The organism is Carboxylicivirga sp., from assembly GCF_982718395.1.
Window position 1 is genome coordinate 1 of sequence record NZ_CEXQWX010000173.1, and the last position, 12,043, is coordinate 12,043.

A 12,043-nucleotide genomic window follows, 5' to 3' on the forward strand; every position below is an offset into this window, starting at 1 on the left:
TTAATTTGGAAAGCTTTATCTAACCTCATCATTAAGGCAGCAGCATCACCTTTTAATGCTTTAGGAAACCTGGTAGGTACTCGTCCTGAAGAGCTTGAAAACATCCCCATGCCTTATGCTCAGGATTCCCTTTCCATCGACCAAAGAGAGACGCTCGATAAGATTGCACAAATCCTGACAAAAAAGCCGCAACTCAACTTCAGTTTTGTGCAGCAAACAGATCCTGAAACAGAGAAAAACACCATGGCAATCATGATGGCGAAGAAACAGATGCTGGCAGAGTCCATGCCTTTGAATAACGAAGAGCAAATTGCTGCTTTCAATCAACACCTGATGGAACTGGAAGATAACAATCCTGATTTCCTGAATTACATTGCAACCAATGTACCCGGATCGGAAGGTGTAGCTCTGTCGAATGCCTGTCGCCAATTAATTGGAGAAGCTGAACTGGAGGATGCCCTAACCAAACTGCTGATAAATCGTAATGAAAACCTTAACTATTATCTGCTACAAGAAAAAGGTGTTGATTCAACCAGTATTGATGTATCAACAGCTGATTTGCGCAACCTGCCTGAGCAGTTAAAGAGTTGTAATTACAAGGTGGAAGTATCGATTGATTAAAAAGTGAACTTCTTACAATACTCGTCGCCCGACTAAATTAATATGATGCTTATTAGTCGGACGACGAGTGTATTTTTTCATAAATCCTCTATTTAAATGGTGATTCCTCCACCGACTCATCTATCTTTCTAAAGCCATAACGATACATCCAGACCAGATACACCACAAAAACAATCATTAAGTAAGGCATGCCCGACATCAATATAAAATCATAAACGCCATGAATAAGAATGGCTGTTATAAAAGCCAAAAACAGATTAACACTTGTATTGCTTGATTCCATCTTGGCTTTACCCAGGAAAAACCCCATGGAAATACCCATTATTGCATGAGCTGGTACGGCTGTCACCGCTCTCATAATACCAGTGCCTGCGCCGGTATTAAACACATACGTGATGTTTTCGATTAATGCAAAACCCATGGATACACTAACGGCATAGACTATTCCGTCCATTTTCTCGTTGAAATGACGACTGCGCCAGGCAATGAGCATCACTGCTGCAAACTTAAACAGTTCCTCACTAAAGGCGGCCACCACAAAAGCATTCCAACCAGCATGGGCATAGCCCTCAATATTGGCCAAAGGTATGGATAGCAACATTTCCAAAGCAATAATTGGAATAACACTGAGTGCTCCGCCGAGGACGCAATACGCCATGAGCCAGATAGGTTCTTTTTCGTATTTATCGCGATAGTATATGTACCCGAGAATAATGGCTACAGGAGCAATAGCAAGTATTAGTAAGTTCATGTCAGATGAATATTGATATTAAATAGAATAGCTGGCTAAAATAGTAAATACAGCTACAGTTAAGGATCGTATCTTTAAATCCATTAAACAAATAAAGATACGATCCTTGCTAAAACTTGTCGGATGACGAGTGATACTGTACTATTTCTTATTGAAGAAATAAATCTTACGCTCCTGACTGTTAGGGATACCGATGATATTATTGATGTAATCATTCTTCAGATTCAGGCCATTCTTTTGCACATAGCCCTCTCCCATCGGCATTTTTGTTCCCCATGAGCCACTCATCTGTGTATATTCCAGATCGGTGATGCGGGTGATTGTATGAATCCCCACTGTAATCACACAAAAATGATACGATTTAGCAGTCTCCAACACCTCCTTAATATTCTCTTTTGTAAGATCTTTAGTTAAGTCTGCCTGCTCACCAGCCAGTACCTTAATATCCTTAATGGGTGTACCTTCATTAAGCGAAGCATTCTCAAACTTGATGATTCCGTCAAGAAATTCGGTTAAAGTCTCTACTTTCGTTTGAGCATTAAGGCTGGTAGCTAAGCATAGTAATAATGCAATGATTGCTGCATTTAGTTTTTTCATAGTTCTGCGAAATTATTTAATAAAACATTTGATTGCTTGTAAAAATAAGCATCAATGTTAAACAAACAAGCAAATAAAACAATCTTCTGATTAAAGAAAACTACTAATTGGATAGACAAAAATTATGCGATATCACCAAATCAAAGATGTCGAAACTTAAAACCTCAACTGCACAGCCAAACCCAGTGTCTGCTCATGTGTACAGTTTAATCTAACTTTCCAATCAATCTTTTTGTCGGTACTGTTGCGGTTATGCAAGTTAATGAAGTCGTAGATATCCTGCTCTTTGGGATAAAGCAACATGCCAATAATTGTACCAGTCAGCATCAAAACACTTCCTGTTGCTAACAAAGCTGTGTTGGTTGTCTTTACTTCTTTGGGTGGCTTGTAAAAAGTACTTCCCGGAGAAAAAATGGATGATTCCATTTCGTTTTTCCGTAAGAACGTTAAAGAACCTAATAACATAAACCCACCTACTGCATTTGTACTGATCAAAACACTATTTCCCGATCGCTTTTTCTTTTCCAGATTGTTGAATGCAGGAATCATCTTGGCATGTAGTTCAGGATTCTCAAGACCAATATCATGCATCATCATTTTAAGGCCCTTAAAACTTGCGGAATAGTACATTTCACCCCACTTAAAGTGCCCCGTTTGGCAGTGTGAATGATCGATAATTACGGTTTGATTTTGACCTGATAAAAAATTGCACTGTAGAAACAGGCATAACAGCAGGTTAAAGCTGGCTATTTTCATAATGATTAGAGATTAAGATTAATAATGCTTCTCTTAAGCAATAATCATACCTTTTTAGGATGATTTAAAATTCATCTTTTATGTATATGCCCCTCAATTGATTTTATTAACTCTAATATTAAGTAATCGGCATGTCTAACGACCTATTTTTATCGCATGCAATCAGGTGATTTTTCTGCAAAAATAAGCGCTTTGTGCAGTCGGGTACATTTCGCAGAGTTAATGACCACTTTTTGTTTGGGCAAGCCTTCAACTATAGATAAAGGCTTGCCGCAATGCTTAGGGAAGGCTTTATTTATAGTTAAAGGGCTTCCAAATTGTTTTGAAAAGGCTTTAACTCTGGATAAAGGGTCGCCGCACTGTTGAGGAAGCTATCAACTACAGATAAAGACTTGCCTCAGTGTTTAGGGAATGCTTTAAATACAGTTAATGGCCTCCCGCACCGATTTTCTGCTTATGAACTGTAGTTAACGATTTTTCCCAATAAGGTCAGAATATTTACAATATTCTAAAGTAATCGTTATTTACTCATATCTTAAAGCTTCCACTGGGTTGCGGTTACCAATACGGATAAAATTAACTATGGCCACACCCGCTACTAAAGCCAGCATCAGCAATCCACAGCCTAAAAATAAAATCCAGTGCAAGGGTATTTTGTATGCGAAATTCTGCATCCATTTATCGGCCGTGGCCCACGCTCCTATTAATCCTATCAGCACTGCCGGAATAGCCAGGTATTGTAAGTCCATCACAAAAAACTGAATCAATTTGGAGATTCCGGCACCATTAATCCGACGTATAGCCAGCTCCTTTTGACGACGTGTCGTTTCATTCGCGGTATATCCCAATAAGCCAATAATGGTTACCAGCAAGATTACAAAATTACCTGCCATCATAGCGTTGCGAAAACCTTTCTCCTGATTATATTTAAGTTGTTGCTCCTCGCTTAAGCTTTTAATCTCCGCATCCTTATAGGGCAATACCTGGTTGAATACATCAGCAATCTTATCCTTTATTCCGGCCTGCCGGTTATTATGTACTTTAATCAGGATATTAAAAGTCCTGCTCGGATGCTTGTTTTTCTCCTTAATAAAAGTTTGTTCAGGCCAAAAGAAGAATACTGATGGTCGGTCGTCAGGATTAGCTAATGATCTGATAATAAAATCAGGATAAGTACCTCGTATTGTAGTGGCTCCATGTTCAGTTATTTCCAGGGGCTTCCCAATTAACCCATCTGTCCAATTATTATATATACTCAAACGATCGGCACCTTTCTGACTGATCAAGACATCATTAACTGAAGCTGATTCTGTGGAAAAAGCCTGTCCCTGTGTAACGGGAATATTCAGAATAGAGAGAAAGTTTTCATCAATCTCGTAAAAATCTGCAATATTAAATAATTCACGCTTCCCATCGGGCGAGAGAATATTGTTACCTGAAGCCCAATTGATAGGCATATCATTACCCAAACCTACCAATTCTATTTCTGACATGCTGCGAAGCTCATTAAGTATCATCTGTACCTGGTTACCATTCATACCTGTAGTAGCTCCATAATATACTCCCTCTGTCTGATACCCATGATCCGCTTTTCTCATTTGATCGTATTGCAATGTTACAATTAACAATAAAGTAAGAATAAAGGCAGCCCCAACAAACTGAATAGCAAGCAAAGCCTGTTTCCAATTGTTTTTCTTCTGTTGGTAACTGCGAAAAGCCAGGGCAACCGGGATACGCGAGAAGTAGCGTCCGGGTAAGTAGCTCATCAATAAAAGCCAAATACTTAGAATCGCTAATAATGGCCAAAGCACATAGGGATTCACATTGGCACTTAAACTATGTCCTAACTGCGACTCCGCAAAAGGTTTAATTAACCAAAGGATAAATACTGCCACCACCAATGCGATGACAAAAAGGCCAAGTGACTCTATAAAAATTAGCTGTCGTAGATTATGAGCCTGAGCACCACATGTTTTATAGATAGCCGATGTTTTAGCCCTGGTTATGAGCATGCTTAAGGTTAAAAGAAAGTAATTCATCAACGACACAAATAATACAGCTAAAGCAATGGTGCTGATAATAATTATCATATCCATATAATTGTCTTTGTGTATTGACGTGATGGGTTTAAGCACGTATTTCAGTACCATTCCTCCCTGCTCTTCCTCAATACGTTCGATATCCTGATGCTTTTCCTGCATTTGGCGTAAAGCTCCACTTAAGCTTTCAGCTTTAACACCAGGATTTAATTTAACACAGGCATAATACCGGTCGTTACCTAACCAGTTGGTTGATCCGTCCCAGGAAAAAAACTGCGTGATGGACGACATCGAAACTAAAATATCGTAAGTGTAGTTCGTATTTTCGGGTAAAGTTTCAAACACTCCCTGTACACGTAACTTTTTGCCGGGGTATTTCTTTAATTCAATAATGCTTCCTACCACATTTCCACCCATCATCCCGGCCATCTCACTGGATATCATACAAGTCATAGGACTCTTTAATATTTCCTGTGGGTTACCACTTATAACGGGTCGGGGCAGCACATCAAACAGAAATTCATCCGCCAGTACAACCCTGCCTTTATAACTCCTTTTATTCTCATTATAGATAACATGAGTACCAATAGAATTTAACCGTGTTGCTGCTTCAACACCCGGAACTTCGGCCTTTATACCCGGTGCAATGGCTCCACTCACGTTGGGGTATATCTGAAACTCGCCCGCTTGCTGATCCTGTTTAAAACTCGACTGCACTGTATAGATACGATCGGCATCGGGGTAAAAACTATCGTAACTGTAATAGTAAAACACTTCTGATAACATCAGAATCCCAAACGCCAATCCTACAGCTAATGATATGATGCGGGTAATGGTGTATTGTCCTTTTGTAAATAGTTTGCGTATAGCTAGTTTAGTTGTGTACAGCATTTTGTCTGTTTTTTTATATTATAGTAATGGGTTATTCATAACGTAATGATTCAACCGGATTTTTAACTGCAGCCAGGTAACTCTGCCAACTCACAGTAATGCTGGCAATGATCAGTGATAATAAACCTGCCACAACAAAAATCCACCAATATACAGGTATGTGATAAGCATAATTTGCTAACCAGGTATTGAGTCCCATTAATGCCAATGGCATGGCAAGCAGGATTGATAATAACACCCATTTCAGGAAAGTACTATTCAGTAAAAAGACAATGGAGAATGTCGTGGCTCCATTAACCTTCCTAACACCTATTTCTTTGCGGCGTGCCAGTGTCGCAAACAAGGATAAAGCAAGTAGTCCAAGCGATGCCAATAATACTGATAATAAACTGAAAAGGTTAAACAATGTGTTGAAGCGTTTGTCCTGATTATATTGTTTTTGATAGAATTGACTCAGGAAAAAGCTATCAAAAGTTGACTCGGGAAAGAAACGTTGCCAATATTGATTCAGTAACTTCATTTGCTCCCTCGTATTTCCTGACCCTAATCGCACTGAGATATAGCGAATAGGTATCCAGGTTTTTCGCTCCTTCATCATTAACATGATAGGTGTATAAGTTTTTACTAACGATTGTTGGTGATAGTTTTTGATAACGCCGATAATTTGCATGGGTTCGCTATCGCCTTCAATATTCACTTTTTTGCCTATAGCCTCCTCATTTGAAGCATATCCCAGCATTTTCACAGATTCTTCGTTGATCACTAACTTGTCTACCTCAGCACCAAAATCTTCAGAAAAACCTCTGCCTTCAGCAACTTCAAGTCCATAAGTTGACAAGTAACTTTTATCAACAGCCAGCATCTCATACAAGCGGTTTTGCTTTGTATCATCATCAGCACGGTGATTCGAAAGAAATGTGGCTACCTCCATCCCGGGAATGGCATTGGATACCGAGGCATCTACAAAAACCGGATCATTCCGGATTTCTTCTTTAAAACTTTTAACTTTTTCACCCAGATTGGATGATTGAACCGGATACTTTAGCACAACCATATTATCAATATTTACTCCTGCTGGTTGCGAAAGCATATATCTGTATTGCAAATAGCTGGTAATGGTACCGCAAATGATAATAAACGAAGCTGCAAATTGGATAACAACCAGTGTTTTTTGCAAATTGTTGCCCGAACGCGTAGTGCTGCTTCCCTTACCTTTAAGTGTATCTACTGGATTTGTCTTAACCAAAAGATAGGCCGGATAAATGCCGGATAGGATGATACCTGCCAAAAATAAAATGACAGAACCGGTAAAAAACTGAGTGTTATACGGTAAGAAAAAGCCGACACTTTTACCTACAAAATTGTTAAACGCAGGCATCAGAATCACCACAACGAGCGATGCTACCACACACGCCATCAGGTTGAAAAAGAGCGTTTCGGATAAAAGGTGCCAAAACACCTGAGACTTGCCTGCACCATTCACTTTCCTGATGCTTATTTCTTGCTGCCGTGTTAAAGCCTGTGCTGTAATAATATTGATGTAATTGATCCAGGCTATGATCAAAATAATAAGGGCAATGCCAATAAGAGCATATAGTGATAATCTGCTGCCTTTCACCTCTCTTTCATATTGTTTCTGGGAAGTAAGGTGTATTTCATCAATTGGCTGAAGGTGAATTCCCCAAACCTTATTTTTTAAGGCATCGTGTGTCTTATATTTCTCCGCCATTGCCGGGAAAGCCGTTTCAATATTAACCGGACTTATGTTTTTATTCAGAAGTACATATGTATATATTTCATGCGAATACCAGAAATTTCGTCGCCACTCAGGTAAAGAAATCCAAGAGTAAAGCATATCAAATTGTATATGCGAATGTTCTGGCATGTCCTTAAATAAACCAGTCACTTCTAACTTCGCCGTATGTGCAGGTGTTTTAAACTCTAAAATCTTTCCAATCGGATCTTCATGTTTAAAGTAGCGCCTGGCTGCCGACTCTGATAATACCACCGTATTGGGTCGTGCCAAAGCATCTGCCTGATCGCCTTTTGTTAGTTCGAAATCAAATACTTTAAAAAAACTTGGTTCGGTACCAGCTATGCGTGATTCCCTGTATCTTACATCACCATATCGCACAACCTGCTCAGCATTATACAAATCCACTCTTACAATTTCCTCAATGCCCGGAATGTGCTCTTTCATGGCACCGCCATACCCATATGAACTTGTAGCCCAATCATCTGTTAATACATCACCTTCAAAGAAACGGCTTTCAACCCGGTAAATACGTGAGCCGTTTTTGTGGAACGTATCATAACTGAATTCAAAACTTGCGTAGTTGATAATTAGAATAAAAACAGTTAAACCAATAATAAGCCCCATAAAATTGATCAGGAAAATGGCTTTATTACGCATATATTTACGAAGTGAGACCTTTATCTGATTACGTAACATCAATATGTTTTTAATGATTTGATCCATGGTTTACGTTATTGGTTCTTAATATTCTAATTCTGTTTTTAATAATTCATTTTATTCATAGCGCAAAGCTTCTACAGGGTTGCGGTTAGCCGCATTCCAGCTTTGCCAGCTTACTGTTAATAATGCAATGCCCAAAGCTAGTGCTCCTGCCAAAGCAAATATCCACCAACTTAAAGTGGTTTTATAAGCGAAATTTTCTAACCATTTATTCGTGAGATAGTATGCAATTGGACATGCTATTACAAATGCGATGACCACCCACTTTATGAAGTCTTTGTTGAGCATGGTGAGAATTTCGGAAACTTTGGCCCCGTTTATCTTTCGGATACCAACTTCCTTTATGCGGCGATTTATAACTAATATCGTTAACCCTAAAAGCCCCAATGATGAAATTATAATTGCAATTATTGCTGCGTAGCCAACAATCTGACTCCATCTTTCCTCGCTCTGGTACCTTTCGTTTAACTGCTTATCCCAAAAATTAAAATCAAATTCTTTACCTGGTGCAATTTCTTCCCAGGTTTTTTGCATGAACGGAATTAACTGACTCAATGCTGTAGGGTGATACTTAATAAAGATAAATTTTCCTCGATTACCATAATCGGTTCGAAGAGATAACATTAAAGGTTCAAGTTCTTTCTTCATGGAGTCGAAATGGAAATCTTTTACTATACCAATAATTCTGATGTCATTTCCATACATATTTATTATTTGTCCAACAGCATCTTCTTTAATATCTAATGCCGTTGCTAATCTCTCATTGATAATGGTTGATTGTTTTCCTGAGTTGGATGGCGAAAAGTTCTCACCTTGAAGCAGCGTTAAATTCAGTGTTGAAATATAATTGTAATCAACATTCAAGACCCTGGCTTCAATAAGTTCTCCATTCTTATCTCTTACATGCCCCGAAGATCTGCCACTTACATAATTCCTGTCTGTAAAGGACAGATCGACAATTCCCGGATTTTTTATAAGCTGATCGTGAAGCGCAATTTTCTCACTTTTGTTGAGATGATAAACCCGAAGATTGATGATATTATCTGCCGAAAATCCCAGGTCTTTATACTTCATGTAGTTTGTCTGATGTACGATTGACAAGGTTAAAATAATCAATACAATAGAGAGGATATATTGTAACGTAATAAAAACCCGGGTATTCCCGCTTTTAATCTTGTTGTTTTGAAATCTGGATGACAGTTGATTGGATTGGGCTTTTAAAAGTTTAACTATTGGAATTGTACTTGTTGCCAAAACAATTGCAAACAGTATAAGCAATACAAAAGTTAATACCTGGTAAATATTAATTAATTCGATGAAGATTTCGTTTTGTGCCAAGGTATTAAATATGGGAAGTAGTGTATAGCTAAGCGCTATCCCTAAAATAAAAGCGAAGCATGTTAAAATAACATTCTCAATAAAGAACAGATTGAAAATATTTAGCGTTCCGGCTCCAATGGCCTTTCTAACACTAACCTCTCCAATTCTGTTGAATGACTGCCCCAATGAAAGAATCACAAAGTTACTACAGGCAATTATCAGTATGAGAAATCCTATTACTGAAAGGATGAACAGGCTGGTTTTGCTATTAGTACGTTCGTAATCAGAATTAATATTGCTTAGATAAACATCGTTAAGAGACAGGGCGAATGGCTCCAAACATTCATCTGTACCGGCCAAATACTTCCAACCCTGATTTCTTTTTATCACTTCCTTGTAATACTCTTTAATTGTACTGCCAACCTGTTGTTCTGCTAAAAGCACATTTTCTTCCAGGTTTACTTCGTAGAAAATAGATGATTTCCCAAACGTATTGTCTGACCATGGAAAAGTTTCTGAATATTTGTATGGAATGAGTGCATCAAACTGAATACTTGAATTTTCAGGAACATCTTCCAAAATTCCTGTAATAATAAAAGGCTGATTCCCTGTTTTTGGAAAAAAAACATTTTTCCCCAATAGCTCTTCTTTCGAACAGGAATGAATGGCCTGAAATTTATTGGCAAGACTAACGGTAATTACAATCTCATCAGGGTTCTGAAATAACTTGTCTTTGTTTCCAAATAACAATTTAAAGCTGAACATATCAAAAAAATCAGCTTCTGTAATGCATAGATTCTCTTCAAGATTGGTGTTTTCGAATATTAATGAGGGATGATGCGCACTACGAAAAGCAGTACAATTATTAACCTGTGGTACTTTATCTTTTATAATCCCCGTTAGTTCCTGATCGAAAAGAAGACCTTCTTTTTCGGTATTATTAGCAAGACGCATGACATAATTAGCCCTGAAAATCTTGTTCTTCTTTGCATGAAAGTTATTATAACTGAATTCCTGAGATACATATAGAAAGATTAAAAGAAGACAGGCAAAAGCAATCGTTAAGCCGATCACTGTTATTAAAGAATTTATTTTATTCTTCAGGATATTTCGAAATGCGAAGCGAATATTATTGTTCATGTCAATCAATTTTAAATATCTAATCCTTCCCTACTCATATCTCAAACTTTCAACCGGATTCCGAATAGCCGCTTTCCAGCTTTGCCAACTCACTGTTAACAATGCAATGCCCAAAGCGAGTGCTCCTGCCAAAGCAAATATCCACCAACTAAGATTGGTTTTGTAGGCAAAGTTACTGAGCCATTGATTCATGACGTACCAGGCAATCGGGCTGGCTATCACAAAAGCAATGGCTACCCATCGAACGAAGTCTTTATTGAGCATGGTTAGTATTTCGGAGACTTTGGCACCATTTACTTTGCGAATGCCGATTTCTTTGGTGCGATGGTTGGCAGAATATACCGATAAAGAAAAAATTCCCATTGCTGCGACTATAATCGTAAAAATTGAAAACAGGATGATAATTTCTGCTGTTCGGAATTCTCTCTGATAGGCAGCATTAACCTTATCATCCAAAAAGGCATATTCGAATGGGAAATTAGCAGAAAAGCTTTTAAACGCATCTTCAATAGAGCTAACCACTCCCAAAACATTATCAGTTTTTACCCTTACAAGAGCATAATCTACCCAAGCATCAATATTCAGGCTCATAAATATGGTTGGTTTGGGCAGTTCGTATAATGAATGAAAATTAATATCAGGAATTACCTCATCCACCCTTAGTTTCAGCAAGGTTCCATTATCATCAATTTCAATAAACCCATTATCGTCTGAGTAATTAAGTTCAGTTGCTGCCAGTTGAGTTAAAATGCAGCTTTGCGGACTTAATTTAACTTCTTCCTTTGTATCGATACCTATGGTTTTAAAATAATCGTTGTCAACAGAAAACACATCCATATTATGTGCATTCCCGTTTTGTTGAAAACGGATATTGAATATCCCCACTCCGGGCATTCCTGAGCATAAGGAAACGTGTTCAACCCCGGCTACTTTTTGCAACTCTTGTTTGAAACCAAGTTTGTTGTTTTTTATATCGGCATTGAGTTGTACAAAAAGCGTTTCTTCTTTATTGAAGCCAACATTAAAATCCTTCAAAAAATTATTTTGCCTGATGATTGTAAGAACAACTATTATCATTATTACCGAAATGACATATTGAAGCATAACAAATGCCTTTTGCAGATCGCTGTACTTTACTCTTCCACGTTGGTTTTTTAGTGTACCCACGGGTTTTACCGCTGCAAACAAAATAAAGGGTGCTATACCAACTATAATAAGCAGGGGCAATAAATACAGCAGGTAAGAAAGGATTTGTCTGTTTGATAATATTGAAATCAGGCTGGTGTTATAATCGACCAATTGATTGAACATTGGTAAAACAAACAACAAAATAACTATAGCGAGCAAAAGTGAAATTCCCATGAACAGGAAAGCTTCAATAAACGATTGCAGTAATAAATTAAAATCTGAAGCCCCTGAAATCCTTTTTATACTCAGCTCGTTAAAACGTTT

8 protein-coding genes are annotated in these 12,043 nt (G+C 38.0%); 1 reads left to right on the forward strand and 7 read right to left on the reverse strand.

The features are described 5' to 3' along the window. Window positions 1-621: DUF748 domain-containing protein (locus AC4MRQ_RS21630; protein ID WP_491199810.1), on the forward strand; the 621-nt coding region annotated here is incomplete at its 5' end. Window positions 622-709: 88 nt separating this feature from the next. Here the strand turns inward: AC4MRQ_RS21630 and AC4MRQ_RS21635 are convergent. From AC4MRQ_RS21635 to AC4MRQ_RS21665, 7 genes are all read right to left on the reverse strand, one after another. Further along, window positions 710-1,372, reverse strand: coding sequence for a PrsW family intramembrane metalloprotease (locus AC4MRQ_RS21635; protein WP_491199811.1), 663 nt, complete (start codon window positions 1,370-1,372; stop codon window positions 710-712). Window positions 1,373-1,513: 141 nt separating this feature from the next. After that, window positions 1,514-1,969: a hypothetical protein gene (locus tag AC4MRQ_RS21640; RefSeq protein WP_491199812.1), complete on the reverse strand. Its 456-nt coding sequence runs from the start codon at window positions 1,967-1,969 to the stop codon at window positions 1,514-1,516. A gap of 156 nt (window positions 1,970-2,125) precedes the next feature. Then, window positions 2,126-2,725: a hypothetical protein gene (locus tag AC4MRQ_RS21645; RefSeq protein ID WP_491199813.1), complete on the reverse strand. Its 600-nt coding sequence runs from the start codon at window positions 2,723-2,725 to the stop codon at window positions 2,126-2,128. 524 nt (window positions 2,726-3,249) lie between these two features. Continuing rightward, entirely contained in the window at window positions 3,250-5,655 is a 2,406-nt protein-coding gene (locus tag AC4MRQ_RS21650) for an ABC transporter permease (protein ID WP_491199814.1), read from the reverse strand. A gap of 31 nt (window positions 5,656-5,686) precedes the next feature. Beyond that, window positions 5,687-8,134 (reverse strand): ABC transporter permease, encoded by a 2,448-nt coding sequence (locus AC4MRQ_RS21655; protein ID WP_491199815.1) that lies wholly within the window; start codon window positions 8,132-8,134, stop codon window positions 5,687-5,689. 51 nt (window positions 8,135-8,185) lie between these two features. Continuing rightward, entirely contained in the window at window positions 8,186-10,591 is a 2,406-nt protein-coding gene (locus AC4MRQ_RS21660; RefSeq protein WP_491199816.1) for an ABC transporter permease, read from the reverse strand. Window positions 10,592-10,621: 30 nt separating this feature from the next. Then, on the reverse strand, window positions 10,622-12,043 hold a 1,422-nt coding region (locus AC4MRQ_RS21665; RefSeq protein ID WP_491199817.1), incomplete at its 5' end, for an ABC transporter permease.

Bases quoted from the DNA above. Each gene is read 5' to 3' on its own strand.
- AC4MRQ_RS21635 (WP_491199811.1), bottom strand. From the start codon at position 1,372: ATGAACTTACTAATACTTGCTATTGCTCCTGTAGCCATTATTCTCGGG.
- AC4MRQ_RS21640 (WP_491199812.1), bottom strand. From the start codon at position 1,969: ATGAAAAAACTAAATGCAGCAATCATTGCATTATTACTATGCTTAGCT.
- AC4MRQ_RS21645 (WP_491199813.1), bottom strand. From the start codon at position 2,725: ATGAAAATAGCCAGCTTTAACCTGCTGTTATGCCTGTTTCTACAGTGC.
- AC4MRQ_RS21650 (WP_491199814.1), bottom strand. From the start codon at position 5,655: ATGCTGTACACAACTAAACTAGCTATACGCAAACTATTTACAAAAGGA.
- AC4MRQ_RS21655 (WP_491199815.1), bottom strand. From the start codon at position 8,134: ATGGATCAAATCATTAAAAACATATTGATGTTACGTAATCAGATAAAG.
- AC4MRQ_RS21660 (WP_491199816.1), bottom strand. From the start codon at position 10,591: ATGAACAATAATATTCGCTTCGCATTTCGAAATATCCTGAAGAATAAA.